This window comes from Psychrobacter sp. H26, from assembly GCF_059073035.1.
Genome location: NZ_JCACRW010000001.1, coordinates 648,673 through 665,432 on the forward strand (window position 1 = coordinate 648,673; position 16,760 = coordinate 665,432).

A 16,760-nucleotide genomic window follows, 5' to 3' on the forward strand; every position below is an offset into this window, starting at 1 on the left:
AAGCCTATTAATATTAATCCTATCAGTTTAGACGTTCTATCACTATCCAACCGACCATATAGGATTAATCCCATGGATAAGAAGCAAGCAGCACAATTCGACTCAGCAGCACATAAAGAGGTGCAAGCAACGCGCCGCCTTATGCGTTTTTTGGGCGACCAACACAACAACGGCGATCAGGTTGCCGCGTTTGACTCAATGCTGGCAAGTCACAGCAAAGGCCGTGATGCGGCTATGAGTGAATTACCTGAGTCGCTACAACGTATTTTAAACAGTAAATACATGGAAGACGGCCAGCAAGCGGTATTTGATGGTTTAGAAGACGGTATTATCGAATTTAAGCGCCGTAACGGTGGTGAAATGCCGTCAGAATATGCGCTTGCAGCAGCATTGACCACAGCGGCCGCGCCGTTTGGTGGTGGTGAGAAGCAAGACGCTGGCGCTGAATATGCGTTTGATAGCTTAACACTTGGTCATCATGAGGCGCTATCAATCGTGCCAGCCGCAACACAGGTGATCATTGCCTACGGTATCTCTAACTCACTACCGCTACTGTCAATGCTACCTAACCCAATGGGTAGTAATGAATTGCCAATCGTTTACGGTACAGCGGTTGCAGGTTTAGACATGGGCGTTATGACTCGTGGCGAATTGATGGACGGCGACAAAGCGGGTATGCCATACCTTGAAAACCGTCATACATTGGCTATGGAAAAGACGGCCGCTGGCACGTTCTCTCTTGAATCGCATGTGGCCTACACAGCACACAAGCACACCGATAAAACGATCAAATTTGTGGTGGATAAAAACTCAACTACAGCGCCGTTCTTAGGCGGCCGCGTTACCGTTATGGTAAAAGGTGTTGAGATTGCCAATGACAAACATCGTGATCACCCAACCAACGGTGGCCGCAGTGTGTTACAGCCGCTAGACCCAGTAGAGATCGGTTCAGATACTTATATCGTAACGACCGCCGTTGCTGATCTTGATACCAACACCGTTACCGTTAATTTTGACACAGCAAACGGCGTTGATCCTGAAGACTACGATGTAACCGTCGAATTGATCTTTGACTACGAGCGTAAAGACAGCAACGGTAACAGCATTTTGCGCGAACCATCGGTAGATATGGAGTTCTTACACCGTTCTATCTATGCACACCCGCACCGTTCACGTTCAACCGCGTCAATCGATGCAATCACTCAGCTATCTAATGAGCTTGGTATTAACTGGTACGGCGCGGCGCAAACAATCGCTATGCAGCGTTACTACTTTGAGCAGACAGGCCGCTTATTACGCACCGCGTTTAATATGTGTATGTCTAACCAAGATCCTAAAAATGGCCGCGTGGTTACGTTCGACTTTAACAAGACAGGCGTATCACCAACCAACCTACCTGATGCGTTCTCTAACATCAATATCACGTTGGGGCTGGCGCGTACTCGCTTATCTCGTTCTATCAATATGGCGATCGCAGGTTACGATCTTTATGTATCAGATCGCGGCGCGGCGTTCTTCTCAGGCATGGGTGGCCAAAACTACGAATCAACAGGCGTACCGTTTGGTGATCAGTATTCGGTCTACCGTATTGGCCGTCTTAAAAACAACGGTGCAAACGTTTATTACGTGCCAACAAGCATGGGCGTTTTTGACGAAGAAAACGACACCACAACCGCACACGCTTTGTTAGTGCCACGCGCTATCACGCCAGCACAAGCGCCGTTCGTAGGCTTTACCGCAGTACCGCCGATGGTACTAGCGTCTAATGCTAACGCGTTTGAAAAAGACGTGGCTATTTATAGCCGTATGGCTGGCGAAGTAAACCCAGTTCCACGCTATCGCAACCAGTGCATGTTGATTGAAATGATCAACTTGCCAGCGCTTTAATAAGTAAGCACAGGTTTAGCCACTAAAAGCCTTGCTGTCATAAGTGGCAGCAAGGCTTTTTTTAATCATAATTTTAACCACTACCCAAGGATTACCAATATGTCAGACGTAAAAGCATTGCCTGAAAACCTAGAGCAGCTAGAGCAGCTAACAGAGTTCAAGCGCGTATATAAAAAATATACGGTTGATCAGCTAGAAGATCTATTAACCGAAGCCGAAGTAGACTACCTAAGCGCTGATAATAAGTCAGAGCTTACATGGCGTTTGCTCGATCATCGTAACTTTGATTTTGAAGCCGCGCTTGCCGAAGCGAACGGCGAACAGTCAGAGCCACAACCTGAGCCACAACCTGAGCCACAACCTGAGCCACAGGACGCGCCAGCTGACGAAGCAGACGAGTCGACCGATCAGCAAGTGGATGAAGCAGAGCCAGCACCACAGGACGCGCCAGCAGACGAAGCAGCAAGTCGCCCTCAACGGATGAACCCTAGAGAAAGACACCAAAGAATGTTTAGAGCTTTGAACCCTACGCCAGCTGGCACGGCAGAAGCCGATCATGTGGCTGTTTTTAATGCAGGTTCGTTCCCTTTTTTCGAGACAGCGACCAGTACGCTAGTTCCCGCTAAAAAAACAACTAAGATCTATCCTAAAGCCTCAGCTGATAAAGATCAGATCTTGCGCAATATTAAGCAGTACAACCATACACGCGGTAATAAGCTACGCGTGAACAACTAAAGTGCTGGCGCGTTGGTGGCGATCGTAAGCAATTTCGATCGCCATTTTTTAAATATCATAAGGGGTTGATTATGATCGAGAGTAAAACACTAGGTAGCGCGGCTGGTATCCAGTATCAAGGCGTTATCGATAAGACAGAGACAAGCAGTTTACCGTCATTGGCCAATGGGGTTGTTACTGGTAAATTCAAACGTGGCCGCATGGACAAACCGTTCAAAGTTACGGCAAGCAACTATCAGGCGTTGTTAGGTCGTGATCCGTCTAATCCAAGCTATTTAGCGGTAGAAGACGCGTTCAAGCGTGGTATCAGTCAGCTTAGCGTATTGCGCACTGGCAGCAGCGCAAGCGGGGCAGCCAAGCCAGCGATCCCAGTTAACACAGGAACCGTTATTTTTAGCGTTGAGAGCTACGAGAACCCATCTAGCGAATATCCAGTATATATTTATATGGAAGATCCAGTGGGTGACTGGGCGCTTACGGAGTCAGGCGAAGTTATTGCTGATTCCACAGGTTTTACCGCTGATGGTGTTGAGGTGGATTTGTTCGAGGGCGGCGTAGATATATCGCTCACAGTTGTTACACCTGAAAAGAGAGATTTTGAGCTTGATGTAACCGCCGCTTATGTTGAGCTTTATTACGACGGTAATCACGACTACTACAACTCAGTAGGGATGGGTGCTGAGCCTATCGACAATCCACTGGGTGAGGTTGTTATTAGTCAGTTTTCGTCAAAAGTACCCAGTTTTTCAACAACACTTTTTAATACGCTCTTAACCGTGCCTGAGCATATACCGCCTGAGTTGGTTGATATTAGTTATTTGTTTTACCAAGCCTCACGCTTTAACCAAGACATTAGCATGTGGGATGTAAGCCATATAGTTAATATGAATAGCATGTTGGAACAGGCTGGCATGTTCAACCAAGATCTGTCTAATTGGTGCACACCTAATCTACCGTTTGGTGCAGCTAATATTGATAAAGGCGCTGACGCATGGGTGTTACCTCGTCCAGTATGGGGCACTTGTCCACGCGGTGAGAACGGTCGAACCGATTATACCGCTGATCTACCACTACCAAGCCAGCAACCAAGCGCACCTAACAGCTATATTCGAGTAACCCCAGTAACGCCAGTAGACGGTCTATTGGTTGGAGAGTCAAACAATACAGGAGAGGGCTTATGGCTGTCATAGCAGCTTGTTTAAAGACACGAATTAACAGTCAACCATTCGAGATTCAAAATTTTGTCGATCTTGATTATAACGAAGCGCCAATATCCAGCAACGAACAATTATCAGCTATGCGTCTGCTAAAGCGCTTTTTTACAGGGCTTGATAGATGGAAGGCTGTTATGCCTGATATGCCTGATCCGTTTGGCGGCTTAGGCGGCTTAGGCGGCATGGGTGATTTAAGCGCACCACCTGATGAAAGCGGGTTTATGATCGGTTCTCTTTTTGGTATCGAACACCCGCAATCGTTGACGGCCTACAATGAGCAGGAATTTAGATTAATGCTAAGCAATCTAAAGTCTGTGTTTACACCTTTTGAGTTTAGCGATCTAGTTGCTGCTACTGATCTTAACGACTTGCAACAGCTTATTGATACTGAGATCAACAGTCAAAACCCAACATATCAAATAACCGTTTATGTGGAACCCATAACCCTAGAGATCCACCGATGCAGCGAAAGCGATATAAACTCGCTTTTTGTGGAAGGTGTGCAAAGGCACGTTGATATGTTTGATTCGATAGTAGAAATGCTACCGCACCACTCACCAACGCTTGATGCAGACAATTACGCGCCAGCATGGTATGACCCATTTTTAGATACGATATTTTTTAAATCTCAATACGGTATCCATCAAGAGGCATTAAACGTAGCATGATAACGGAACACGCCAAAAGCCCTTAGTGCAACAGAGCCTATACTATAAAAACAGTATAGGCTTTTTAATAGGATTAATTATGATCGAGAGTAAAACACTAGGTAGCGCGGCTGGTATCCAGTATCAAGGCGTTATCGATAAGACAGAAACGGCCAGTTTGCCAGCGTTAGCTAACGGCGTGGTCATTGGCAAGTTTAAGCGCGGCCGTATGGATAAGCCGTTCAAGGTCACAGCCAGTAATTATCAAGCGTTACTTGGCCGCGACCCCACAAACCCTAATTACTTAGTCGTTGAGGACGCGTTCAAGCGCGGTATTAGCGAGGTAAATATACTGCGTACAGGTGGCGGCACAGGTGGCACAATCGTTGAGCCAACAAGGTACAGCTATCTTGATTTATCGCTAGGTAATCCTGATCCAAGTATCGCTATTCTTTCAAACACCTAAATTATTATATTTAACGACTAATAAACAAGAGGTAATTTATGTTTTATGCCGCATGTGCCAAGGTACAGATGAATGATGGTGCGCCATTTTTAATCAGTTTTTCAGATACTTATTTTCGTGATATTGTCGATCAGATGCCAGACGCAGACTTTGAGGACGCGGCTATTTTGGCATTACTAAACGGCTTTTTTCTAGCTGGTGATAGTTTTTTCAATGAGGGCTGGGGGCAGTATACCCCCATGGTTAATTTTAATAGCCCCGAAGCAGAACCCATTATTATAGGGGTGGTGTTAAGTCCTAATACTTATAGCGACTACCCAAATCAAACGACAAACAGCCTCGCTTGCTTTACTCAGGAGCTAGTGAGAGATTTTTTCAGTATAAGCGCACCCGTTAGTGAAATGTACACCCCTGAGCAGTGGCTAGAGGCGATCAGAACAACGCCGTTTGACGAGCTACAGGACTTAATCAGCCAAGCGTCAAGTGGCGGCATAGAATTTACAATCAATAACGCGCCAGCCACGCTAAGGGTGATGCCTTGCACGGACGATGACATGGCAGAGCTTGACCCATGGGGCGGCCTTGACTTTCCTAGAAAAGATATCTTTGATCTTGTAAAGGCGCGACTGACTAATACCAACAGCGCTTTAAATGAAAAAGGCTTAGCACCCGCCACGTATAATGCTGACGGTGATTATGTTGAGTTTCTATCAGAGTGCTCTATGGGTTTTTCATTTCCCGAAGCAGTAGTGGGCTTGCCGCGCTAATAATATTGGCTATGGAACACCCCTAAAAGCACAAATCAAACCTTGCCTATACTGATGGAATACCAACACAGTATAGGCAATTTATTATGAGCGCTCAGACCCTTTATTTAAGTATTCTAGCGTCTTCTATGACGCTTACGGAATCACCCAACCCCGCAGCGCTGGCAAGCGTTGAGCTTGTCACACAATACGCGTTTGACTCAAACGTTGTGGCAAAAGTTGTGGCGGTCGATGAAAAGACTTTTGCACCCAGTGAAGATCCCCTAAATAACCTTGTTTTTAAGATCAGTTTTAGCGACAAGATCGACGGCAGCGTATTAACGGAATTAAAAGGACGTTTATACACTGGTGGCGGCGTTGAAGCGTTAGAGGAACAGCACGCCGACGATTTTAGCTATATCACAGGTAAGCTAGACTTTTACGGCGCACTAGATAGCAATTACGACTTTTTCGAGTCGGTCAATACCAGTTATAGCGCAAACGATGCCGCCGCGATCATGACGGCGCTTGATGCTATGGGCGCGTTAAACGAGCTTGGCGCGTTTAGAACCAAAGAAGTTGAGTTGGCCGTACCAGCCAGCACCGTAACCGATCTTACGCCAAAAGAGATCAAAAACGCGTTGCTAGACATGCGCGACCGTCCACGCTACCTAGTCTCTTGTGAGGTGGCCAGCCTACCTAACATTGAAGCGCTGGCAGAGGTTATGGGTAAGATCAACTGTCACGTATTGCTTGATATTGGCAATATCACGGACTGGCAATCAGCGGTCGCACTGACTGAAACGCTAAGCATTAACGACCATCGTTTTTGGGTGTTTTGGAACCCTAACAAGTCACGCCCTAGCACCGCAACAACCGTACTGGCGCGTAAAAAATGGCGACCTTGTGTTGGTGACTACCTCGCACAACTATTGATTCGCAATGCCGCCAGTAACGCCGCAGGTATCCCGCCGATCTATCGCCCGATTGCGGGTTACGACTTCCCAGTATCATTCCGTGATATGGAAAAGATCAGCGGCTTAACGCTTGACGAAGAAGCGCAAAACGCCCTTGCCAGCGCTGGCGTGAACGTGGTCATCAATGAACGCTTTGAGGGCGGCGACCGCTTTATCTATGGCGATGCGCTAACCCAGTACAACAGCAAGACAAGCGCCTTACGCTTGATCAACTCGTCCGAGATTGAGACTTATACCGCCAATGTCGTGATCGGTATTGTTAAAAAGCATTTACTAAAGGGTATGAGCAGCTTTATTAAAGATGCGACCAGTGAGTGTGAGCGCTTTTTAGACGCGTGCGTTGTTGATGATAGCGGTAAGGGCTTATTGGTGCGCTCGTCGGAGCTTGGCGGCCGTTATTACGCGCTCAGTATCACACCACGCGCTGATGATCCGTTCAGCAAGGTAGATATCAAGTTTAGCCGCCGTCCGCAAGGTTGTGCACGCCAAGCATTTTTAGAAACCACAGTAACGAAGTAATAACCCCGCTGATCGCCAGCACGCCAGCGTTAGCGATCAGTACCAACCACAGTGTAAACACCTATTTTTTCAAGGAATAATTATGTTAAACCCAATGATGAGCCAACGCCGCCGCGATCGTAACCATGAGCGCCAACAAGCCCAGTTTGACGCGCTAAACCCAAAAGATGCCGCCGACAAGTTGGGCGCTGATCCAATCAGTGAACGTATGGCCATGGTCGCAACCAGTCAAATGCGTATTCAGGCACTATCTGTGTCCTTTATGCTTGCCGCCACGCTATCAGAAGCCGACTATGACGACGAAGATATCTTGCCAAGCGAAGTATTAGACGCGCTAATGCTTGAAGCGTTTGTCGATGATGACGACGAAGATATCGAGGGTATCGATCAAGACGTTAAAAACGTATTTTCAGCCCACGTTGCCGACGCACTATCTACCCTTGGCGTTGAAGACTCAGTGATCGATGATATGTTTGATGATGACGTTGAAGTGGCAGATGCCGCAACGCTTGCCGCCGCCGAAACGGTACTAGAAAACATGCCTGATGATGGTGATGATTTTGATGTGTTTGTGGCCGCGTTCGCTTATAGCGATGAAGACGTAGATGATGCCGAGGAATCAGGCGCGTTTGACAGCATGGACGGCCAACAGCCGCAGTTTGATGCCGCTGGCAAGAAATTACGCGTTGGCAAAAAGACGGTGAAAAAAGTCAACGGTAAAACACTGACTTACAAAGCAGTCAAGGCGATCCGTAATGGTAAAAAAGTGACCATCAACAAGCGTATCGGTGGTAAGCCATTGCTTAAGGCTGGCCAAAAAGCCGCGCTTAAAAAAGCACGCCGTAAAGCGGGTACTGGTTCCGCGATCAAAAAGCAAATGAGATCGTTTGGCAAAGGTATGCGCATGAATATTTACAAAGGCAATAAAAACCGCCTAAACGCCTTACAAAAAGCAGGGTCAGCGCGTTATTTTAACTCCTAATAACGACCAGCCAGCCGTAAAAAACCGCCTCAATATGGGGCGGTTTTTTTATTGGAACACCGCCAACGACCCGCCAAGCTATCCACCTACAATAGAGAAATAAACCAACATTCATTTTATACAGGTGGCACATGAAACTATCCGAGATCACAAAAAAGACCAAATTGGTTGCCGACTTCTCAAAACGACTGGCGTACAGCACAAAGCAAAAGGTAGTAGACACCGCCATTGAAAAGGTAAAGCGCATATCAGGCGCAAGCGTTCGCCCAGTCAGCATGGCGCTAGAGAATGGCCAAACGGTCAAGATCTATTTACGCTTGGTTGATGACGGCGAAAAATACGACATTTTCCGTATCGATGTTAACGGTAAGATGATTCCATTATCAGGCGATTTTGATAACGGTTATGACGACTCGTTTAATGCCTCAGTCGATGCACTGGCAACCATGATCAAGACAGGGCAAAAGAAATTTGATACCAAGCGTGCCAAGATGAAAGTGCGTAAAACCCCCGCTAAAAGTGGCGGCGGTAGCGCTAATCGACCAATGAATAAAGCCCAGCAACGTAACGCCTTGCTTGATGAGGTCAAAGAGCTGGACGTTATTATTCAAAACAAAGCCACCGAAAAGGCTGAGTTAACAGAGCAGTTGGCCAAGATCAAAGAATCCAATAAATAATAGGTGACACCATGCAAAACAGCTACATAGTAGACGCTTTTTTAACTGGCGCGGCGTGGATGATCCTTATCTTCTTATTTTTCGATTGTAAGGCACGCATTAAAGCGCTGGGTGACATGATGAGTAGTACCACATTAGGTGTGGCGCTAACCAAATCAGCCAAGGGTGCAACCAGTGTTGCCGTGCCGCTTGCCGCGTTCTACTTGTTTTTACTATGGCGCTTTTACGCTTTGATGGTGCAGACGCAAACGTGGGGCGCTGGCGGGGTAGGCTTACTGGCGATACTGGCGATTATGGGTGTGGGGCTGTTATGGCTGCTAATGATGCTTGTTTTTGTGGCACACAGTCCGTTTGCTCAGTTGGCCGCGATCGATGATGCAGCACGTAAGCGACCTATTAAAACAGACCAAGATATGCAGGACTGGCCATGATTGATGCCCCAAAAATAAAAGACATGATTGATCACTGGCTGGCCACGCCGCCAAATGGTTATTTTGGCCAAAGTTACGGTGCAGACGTGCGTACTATGCTATTGCGTGAGCTTAGCACTGATAACGCCGATGGTTTTTTAGCGCAGTTACGCCGTGATATTCCGCTATTAAACCAGCTTAGTGATAGTCAGCTTAGTATCAACACGGCCACCGCTGGCTATGACAAGTTATATATCTACCTAAGCGTAGGCGGTATTGATATCGAGCTTGGCGAGTCAACAACAGAAACCGTAGATCAGGACTACTACAATGTTCGAGCGCAATAATATACTAGAAAGCATAAACAGCAACATTAACGATTATCCCGAAGTGGCCGAACGCTGGCGTGCTGGCGATCCAACCGTTCGTGCCATGTTAACGTCCATCGTTGAGGTGGCGTTATTCCTAAAACGTGACAACGATGTGAACGCGATTGAGCCGTTTATTAAGTCAAAAAACCGCACCATTATTGCTGATGCAATCAATAAAGGCGTGCTACCAACGGCCACACCTTGCCAGCACCTTTTGACCGTTGAAAACAACGCCCAAAGCACCTTGAATATGTCGCAAGGCCGACTGATCGAGGACGGTACAGGGCGACAATGGCGCTTGCTTGCCTCACTCACGCTGGGGGCGGGTGAGGTTAAAACCGTTTTAGTTGAGCAAAGTATTATCAACCGCGTCAGCATGACCGTACCAGTAAATGAGCCGTTTTATACCGTGTCGCTATCAACCACAGACGGCGCGTACTTTTCAGGCATTGGCGTTACCAATACGACTACTGGTGAGATCTACCAGCACGCGCCTAAATTCATGAACGCCGCAATAGACGCGCCAGCCTATACCTTGCAAAGCGATGATCTCGTTAAGATCAACGTTATTTTTGGGGCGAGTGATCGCGCTGGCAAGACCGTACAGGCGGGTGAGGTTTACGAGTTTGCATTGACACAGAGTTACGGCGAGGTCGATACCGCCAGTCTAGGGCAAGCGGCGCTCAGTGAGATCAATACCAGCGATGAAAGCAAGCTAAACCTATATTTCAAAGCTGGCGATATGATCCGCGCTGGCGCTAACCCATTGACCATCAATCAACTTAGATTGTTAGCCAGTTTTCCATCAATGTATGACCGTAACGCGGTTTTCATGGGTAATTTTACCTTTTTGATCATGCAGCACTTTATGAGCCGCTTTGATTACATGGCGATATGGAATGAAGCCACGCATGAAAAATACTATGGCGCGTCATTGGATAGCATCAATCACTTAAACCTTGCGATCGTGGCTAAAAATGACGGTTCCAGCGAAGAAGCCCAGCTGATCACCGATATCAAGCAATTAGTCGCACGCGCCGACAGTTTGTTAGATGGGCGCGTTAGGGTTAGATCTGTGGTCGAGCGACCATACAACATAACCATTACAGGGCGTTTGGCCGCCGTGCACGATATGGACGCGGTACGCACACAGATTAAAGAGTTGCTATTGATCGGTTACGGCAAAGGTTCGCTTGCCGCAATCCACCATAACGCCGATGGGTTCAATCAGCTAGAGATTGCAACGCGCTTGCGTACTGATATATCAGCGTTCCAAGATCGCATTAGTGACTTTACCGTGAGCAGTGAAGACGTGAGCGCTAACCCAGTGAAACCGCATGAATGGGCGTTTTTGAATAGCGACAGTATCACCATTAACCTAACCCGAACAGCAGACAGTGGTAACGCGATATGGACGATGTAAGCCTAACAGCCAGCGACTTTTTATCACCGATTTTGAGTAGCAGCGCAGCCAATGAATTAGAACGCGCTATGGCTGGCGTGTTTGTCGCTACCATTCAAGATCAGATGATCGACCAGCTGAATGATATTTACAACTACGGCGTGCCTTGGCAGGGTGGTCGTACCGTTGTTGAGCGCTTTACTAAGCTAAACGGCCTTGCAGTGCTACGGCGCAATGATGACGGCTTAAGCGACAAGCTAATGAGCATTATTTATGCAAACTGGGAGTCTATGGCCAGTGAGCGCGGGTTAGGGTTTTTGCAATTTGTTTTAGACATGCTGTACCCGAACCAAAGCGAGGTCAAACAATTATGGCACTCAAAAGCGCTAGCTGACAGCTACCCAAACCACGTCAGAGAAACGAGCGCCGATGGGCTGTTTTTAACCAGCCGCGTGCGTATCAAGATCGATGCGTCAGTAAATATTGCTGAGCTATCAGAGCTTGCCCCAACAATGACTCGCCTTGTACCGTGGCAAGTTGTGCCTGAGATCGCCGTTAGCCTGAGCACCGAGGACACAGGGTTAACCGTGGCCGCCGCTGGCACGTTGCACCAAATAGCCAATTTTTCACCTTACTAACCTTAGATCGTAACGCGATCGATGGAACACCCCTAAAAACCCCGCCTAATAACTTGTCAAAATAGCTTTATCACTCATTCATTGATAAGGCTATTTTTTCATGAAAACAAAAACCCCCAGTCTTGCAGCCTACCGCAAGCAATACAACACGATGAAGTCGCTAGGCGCGGCTATGCTGGCGTGTAATGCGGTGTTGGTCATTGATGGTTACGAAGACCTATATATGCTGCTACAGAACTTCCAGCGCCCGATCTCAAGCCACCATGACCCCGCTGATGTAGATTTAGCACGCGGCCTACAAGCACACGCCGCTGGCACGCGTAAGACCAACTTTGAGAGCCAATGGACGTTTATTGAAACCGAAAGCGGCGCGATCTCACGATTTGCTGATGATCTCGTCAATATTCATGACGGCGTTATTCCACTGGTACGCATTTATGACGGCTTTGTTGATGACGGCGATAACATCAAAGGCGTGCGCGAATATGAGCTTATTGATTGCGCGATCACGTTTGCTGACGGCGGCGGTGAGATTGATGCGGCCAGCCGCAGCCAAATTTTGCAGGTACAGGCAGCATGTCGTTATAACTATTTTGGTGATGCAAGCAAACTTGGCTCAACAGGTACGGACGTTTTCGCTAACACCTTGAACAGCGCACTAAGCGCCCTTGGTGGCTTAACGCCTACTTTTTCATCAAATGACGTTACCATTTTTGGTTAAGGTGGCCTTGTGAGCGTTAATGATACAGACGTAAATCACGTTATTGGCACGATCGAAGATGCAGCCAATGATTTGTATGATGAACTTTTAACGACTGGATATTCTTTATTGCTCAGTGACGTTATCAAGGTGTTTGTTATTAATACCAAAAAGTATGCGGGGTGGTCAGGCGAGTTGCAGCATTGCCCCAAAAGCGATCAATCATGCGATAAACCGCTATTGGTTATTGATAGCAATACCGTTTTAGGTGTGGATAACTGGCTTATTGTTGAGCCAGTTATCCGCGCTCATTGCGATCTAGTACAGGCGCGGCGTATGGAGGGGGCGCAGAATTTGGGCGTTCAACCCGCTGGCATGTCATCAAGTGAAGCACGCCAGTTGTACGACGAAGCCGTAAGGGTTATGCAAAAAGAGGCGTTCCAATTCCAGCCGTTTAGTATTGAGATACCCGATGATGACCCGCGCTATCCCAACACTAGCCCTTGGCTGGTATGGCAATCATAAGACATGGCCGCCGATCTACTGGTGGCCACACCACCTAAACCATTATTACTTTTGAGACAAACGCGTGAATATTCAGCTTGAAGATGGTAGTCAAATTGGCGGCGGTAATTTAATCAGCGCAATCTATCGAACCGACCTTGTGCCAGTACCAGTGACATTAGAACTGGTGGTAAAGGCTGATGATAGATTGCGTGATTTATTTACCATTGGTCGCAAGATGACCACACCAAAAGGCGTGCCGCTGGTAATTATTAAGTCACAAGTGATCAACGAGCAGTCGGTTAAAGCTGGTCGCCGCGTTGCTGCTATCCATGTGATCGCCGTTCTTGCTGGCTGTGAAGCATTGCTTGGCGTGACCAGTAAGGCCGTGCACTTGGAAAAAACCAGTTTTAACGAGGTTTACCGAGCGCTTGGCGCGAAAGTGAGAATAACGCGTGATATCAAACTTGCCAGCTTTACATGCCTAAAAGGACAGCTACCAACCGTACCGATTGCACTGGCATTGCAGCGAGAAGCCGCCGTGGTATGCAATACCGAAAGCGGTCTATCTGTTATACGCCTAAACGAGCTTACGAACGGTAACGCTATCCTTTTTGATAAAAGCGCGGTTCAGTGGGTAGACAACCCTAACGAGGTCAGGCACGGCAACGTTAACTACCTATCGATCGATGACAATGGATCAGATATTTTAGGCACGGCAAAAGCTGAGCGCTCAATACAATACTATCCCCGCGCCGATACCCGCGAACTACAGAACCTACGCCGCATTTTGATCACTAAAGCCACAATCACGCGCCAGCTGGACGAGCGCTTGGACGCTGGCGCGGCCATAACGGTTGACGATCAATTATTGGTCACACTTACTGGCGTTCACAAGTACGAATCAGGCGCGTTAGGCGGTCGGTCAGTCGCCGCAACAAAAGCATGGCTGGCTCAGGTCGAGGACACCAAACAATGAGCTTTATATCCCCTTATATGCACCCCGCCAAACTGGTGAGCTATGACAAGGTTAACCGTACCGCCAAAGTCGCTATTGCTGGACTCACAGACGGCGTGGCAGACGGTATCACCGCAATGCTGGCATATCCCATTGGCGATGACGACTTGGACACCGAGCGTGAGCTATTGGCGGGGGCTGATGTATGGGTGTTTTTTGAGCAAGGTGATGTATCAATGCCAGTGGTGGCGTTTTACCGCCGTCACGGACAAGGCCGCGCAACCGTAGACGTGCGCCGCATACGTCAAGAGAATATCGAGCTATTGGCGCGTACCAGCATAACGCTAAGTGCTAAAGATTTTATCGACTTAAAAGCCAGCAAAATAAACCTTGATGCCGATACCGTGACCATTAACGCCAGTGAGCTAAATATCAATGCTGAGACAAACGCAAAAGGCGATATTAACCAAGTTGGCAATTACTTTATGACAGGCAATCAGCTGATCAATGGTGGCCAAACGATCAACGGCAACAGCGTGTCATACGGCAATCAGACTATTAACGGTAGCGTAAGCGCCACGGTAGACATTAAAGCCGCTGGCGTGTCGGTTAAATCGCACACACACGGCGGCGTGAAGTCAGGCGGCAGCGACACCAGTACACCCAACTAATTAATCAGGCGGTAATATGAAACTTTTTAAAAGAATGGCGGGTATGCTTATAACCGACCGCGAAACGAGACACGCACGCACGCCGTCAAGTATTCATGATGCAAATCATCAATACGATGCCATGAACCAATTTGAGCTTGGCACGTTCTACAACAAAGAAAAAATACCTCGCACACGCCAGCAGATCTACACCATGTGGGAGATTATGCAAAAAGACCCACAGATAGCGGAGGCGTTAAATTTGCACACTACCGCCGCGCTGGGTGGCCACGAAACGACAGGGGATATGATCTTTATGACCCCGCATGATCGCATTAGAGGCAAAGGCCGCCGCGCCAAAGAGCTACGCGATAAGGTAGAGCGTGAATCGCGTCACATGACCGAGATTATCAATCGTCACATATTCCCGCTGGCACGTCAGGCGGTCGGTTTTGGTGATAGTTATGCGCGTATCTATACCGACAAACGTACTGGCGTGGTTGGCTTGATGAATAACCGACACACCGCGCCGCCGCTAATCATGCCGTTTGAGCAAGCGGGGGATACAATCGGTTTTCATGCGTTAGAAGAAGAAGACTTTGAACGTTCAATCGCCAAGCTAACGCCGATGCAAATGCTGCGGGTAAAAATGCCGCGTATTACCAACGTACCGCAAATGTCGCTACAAGTTTGGCAAGATGAAAAAACACTGATCTATGACAACCGCTATGACAATCCGATCTTACCAAGCGAGGTTGGCGGCTCATTCCTATACCCAATCGAGGAACCGTGGCAGGACGTGACTATTAGCCGCGCTGGACTTAATAACCAACAGATTGCAGACAGCGTAAAGCAAGCCTTTTTAACGATAAACATGGAGGGTATGCCCCCATCGCAAGCTAAGAAGTATAGAGAGGGGCTTACCAAAATGCTTAGCAACTATCGCGGACAGGTAGAAGACGCGTTTAAGGGCGGCGAAGCGTTGTACGGTACAAGCTATCACGTTATGCCGCAATGGGGCGATAAGCAGATCTTGCAGTCAGTGGGCGATCTATCACAGCGCCAAGCGCCGCTTAATGAGGGTACGTTGATGCTTAACCTAAGACGCTTAGCGGGTGGCCTTGGTATTGATCTCGCACTGATGGGGTGGGCTGACATGCTGGCGGGTGGTTTAGGCGATGGGGCAGCGTTCCATACGTCAGCACAGATCATGAATAGATCTATGTTAATTCGTCAGGCAGTCATTGACGCGCTTAATCACCTAATGAGTATTCATTGGGGCATCAAGTACGGCGAACACTTTGATTCTAAAGAGTATCCATGGCAATTTGATTTTTACAGCGACCAAAACGCCGCCGCCTCACAAGCGCTCAACAACAAGCAAAACCGCGCTAATACAACAACCATTCAGGCGCAAGCTATACAAATGATCAAAGAGCTGGGCTTGGACAAAGAAACCTCGCAATTAATGCTAGAAGACGAAATGGGTTATGACATGGCCATGGCTGAGAAGATCGCTATTTCCATTACCGCGCCGCCACCAACTGAGGGCGATCACATGATGATGCCTGATGGACAACCCGCGCCGCCGCAAGACGACGAGCTACCCGACGAATTGGACTTTGACGATGAAGACTAACTTTTTTAACAGTGCAGCCAACAACGCTACCAGCTATGCCAAAAGCTATGCCAACAACGCTATCAACGCCGCTAAGAGCTACTTGCCAATACAGGATCTTAGAAAAATGTATGGCGAAGCTAGAGCGCATGAGATTTTGTTGCAGTGTATGTATGTCGTGACGATCGAAGATATCTACGGTATTGGCGGCGGCATACCGTGGTTTACTGATCAGACCTTAAGTTACCTTGTGACCGAGGCTGACTTGTCACTTGGTAGCGCCGATGCTGAATCGTTTTACGCTGGCGCGTTACCCGCCAGCTATCTAACGCAAAAGACCGCCGATGAAATGGACATGACGTTTATTGAAACCAGTACAGGCGCGATATTTAAGTCGTTCAGAGCGTGTTACGACTTGGCGTTCAACAAAGATGGTACGGTCAACGTACCAAAGGATTATTGTTTTAAGTTAACCATTGGCTTGATCAACCATAAAAAACCGCATGACCCGCCAGCCGTCACGCGATCTTGGATTGTGGCGGCCAAAAGCGGTCGTGCTGAGACTGGCGCGACTGGCAGAAGTGAAGTTGTAAAAGAATCAATCACTTTTCAAAAAATGCGGCCGTTAATTTTCGAGCGTTAACCCACGGAACACCCCT

Annotated in this window: 19 protein-coding genes; all 19 read left to right on the forward strand. The window is 47.9% G+C overall.

Going from position 1 to position 16,760, the window contains the following annotated elements:
* Positions 1 to 72 precede the first annotated feature (72 nt).
* Positions 73 to 1,887, forward strand: a complete 1,815-nt coding sequence (locus tag AC5JPT_RS02745) for a hypothetical protein (RefSeq protein ID WP_493857021.1) — start codon at positions 73 to 75, stop codon at positions 1,885 to 1,887.
* 99 nt (positions 1,888 to 1,986) lie between these two features.
* Complete coding sequence (locus AC5JPT_RS02750; protein WP_493857022.1) at positions 1,987 to 2,622, forward strand: hypothetical protein; 636 nt, start codon at positions 1,987 to 1,989, stop codon at positions 2,620 to 2,622.
* Between the two features lie 71 nt (positions 2,623 to 2,693).
* Positions 2,694 to 3,812 carry a BspA family leucine-rich repeat surface protein gene (locus tag AC5JPT_RS02755; RefSeq protein ID WP_493857023.1) on the forward strand — a complete coding sequence of 373 codons (1,119 nt, stop codon included), beginning with the start codon at positions 2,694 to 2,696 and terminating at the stop codon, positions 3,810 to 3,812.
* Positions 3,800 to 4,504, forward strand: a complete 705-nt coding sequence (locus tag AC5JPT_RS02760; RefSeq protein WP_493857024.1) for a hypothetical protein — start codon at positions 3,800 to 3,802, stop codon at positions 4,502 to 4,504. The genes AC5JPT_RS02755 and AC5JPT_RS02760 overlap by 13 nt, the downstream gene beginning before the upstream one ends.
* Before the next feature lie 79 nt (positions 4,505 to 4,583).
* Entirely contained in the window at positions 4,584 to 4,949 is a 366-nt protein-coding gene (locus AC5JPT_RS02765; protein ID WP_493857025.1) for a hypothetical protein, read from the forward strand.
* 38 nt (positions 4,950 to 4,987) lie between these two features.
* Positions 4,988 to 5,716 carry a hypothetical protein gene (locus AC5JPT_RS02770; protein ID WP_493857026.1) on the forward strand — a complete coding sequence of 243 codons (729 nt, stop codon included), beginning with the start codon at positions 4,988 to 4,990 and terminating at the stop codon, positions 5,714 to 5,716.
* An 86-nt stretch (positions 5,717 to 5,802) separates the two neighbouring features.
* Complete coding sequence (locus AC5JPT_RS02775; RefSeq protein WP_493857027.1) at positions 5,803 to 7,191, forward strand: hypothetical protein; 1,389 nt, start codon at positions 5,803 to 5,805, stop codon at positions 7,189 to 7,191.
* Positions 7,192 to 7,273: 82 nt separating this feature from the next.
* On the forward strand, positions 7,274 to 8,173 hold the full coding sequence (locus tag AC5JPT_RS02780) for a hypothetical protein (RefSeq protein WP_493857028.1): 900 nt from the start codon (positions 7,274 to 7,276) through the stop codon (positions 8,171 to 8,173).
* 131 nt (positions 8,174 to 8,304) lie between these two features.
* Entirely contained in the window at positions 8,305 to 8,850 is a 546-nt protein-coding gene (locus tag AC5JPT_RS02785) for a defense against restriction DarA-related protein (RefSeq protein ID WP_493857029.1), read from the forward strand.
* A gap of 11 nt (positions 8,851 to 8,861) precedes the next feature.
* Positions 8,862 to 9,281 carry a hypothetical protein gene (locus AC5JPT_RS02790; RefSeq protein WP_493857030.1) on the forward strand — a complete coding sequence of 140 codons (420 nt, stop codon included), beginning with the start codon at positions 8,862 to 8,864 and terminating at the stop codon, positions 9,279 to 9,281.
* Positions 9,278 to 9,607 carry a hypothetical protein gene (locus AC5JPT_RS02795; RefSeq protein ID WP_443526544.1) on the forward strand — a complete coding sequence of 110 codons (330 nt, stop codon included), beginning with the start codon at positions 9,278 to 9,280 and terminating at the stop codon, positions 9,605 to 9,607. Before AC5JPT_RS02790 ends, AC5JPT_RS02795 begins: the two co-directional genes overlap by 4 nt.
* Positions 9,591 to 11,054 (forward strand): hypothetical protein, encoded by a 1,464-nt coding sequence (locus AC5JPT_RS02800; protein WP_493857031.1) that lies wholly within the window; start codon positions 9,591 to 9,593, stop codon positions 11,052 to 11,054. The genes AC5JPT_RS02795 and AC5JPT_RS02800 overlap by 17 nt, the downstream gene beginning before the upstream one ends.
* The gene (locus tag AC5JPT_RS02805; protein ID WP_493857032.1) at positions 11,042 to 11,671 is read left to right on the forward strand and encodes a hypothetical protein; all 630 of its coding nucleotides are present in this window, start codon (positions 11,042 to 11,044) and stop codon (positions 11,669 to 11,671) included. Before AC5JPT_RS02800 ends, AC5JPT_RS02805 begins: the two co-directional genes overlap by 13 nt.
* Before the next feature lie 100 nt (positions 11,672 to 11,771).
* Positions 11,772 to 12,392 (forward strand): hypothetical protein, encoded by a 621-nt coding sequence (locus tag AC5JPT_RS02810; protein WP_493857033.1) that lies wholly within the window; start codon positions 11,772 to 11,774, stop codon positions 12,390 to 12,392.
* A gap of 9 nt (positions 12,393 to 12,401) precedes the next feature.
* Positions 12,402 to 12,896: a hypothetical protein gene (locus AC5JPT_RS02815; protein WP_493857034.1), complete on the forward strand. Its 495-nt coding sequence runs from the start codon at positions 12,402 to 12,404 to the stop codon at positions 12,894 to 12,896.
* Between the two features lie 64 nt (positions 12,897 to 12,960).
* Positions 12,961 to 13,854 (forward strand): hypothetical protein, encoded by an 894-nt coding sequence (locus tag AC5JPT_RS02820; RefSeq protein ID WP_493857035.1) that lies wholly within the window; start codon positions 12,961 to 12,963, stop codon positions 13,852 to 13,854.
* A complete protein-coding gene (locus AC5JPT_RS02825; protein ID WP_493857036.1) occupies positions 13,851 to 14,504 on the forward strand; it encodes a hypothetical protein in 654 nt (217 codons plus the stop codon). Before AC5JPT_RS02820 ends, AC5JPT_RS02825 begins: the two co-directional genes overlap by 4 nt.
* A gap of 16 nt (positions 14,505 to 14,520) precedes the next feature.
* Entirely contained in the window at positions 14,521 to 16,122 is a 1,602-nt protein-coding gene (locus tag AC5JPT_RS02830; RefSeq protein WP_493857037.1) for a hypothetical protein, read from the forward strand.
* Positions 16,112 to 16,744, forward strand: coding sequence for a hypothetical protein (locus AC5JPT_RS02835; protein WP_493857038.1), 633 nt, complete (start codon positions 16,112 to 16,114; stop codon positions 16,742 to 16,744). Before AC5JPT_RS02830 ends, AC5JPT_RS02835 begins: the two co-directional genes overlap by 11 nt.
* The last annotated feature ends 16 nt before the right edge of the window (positions 16,745 to 16,760 follow it).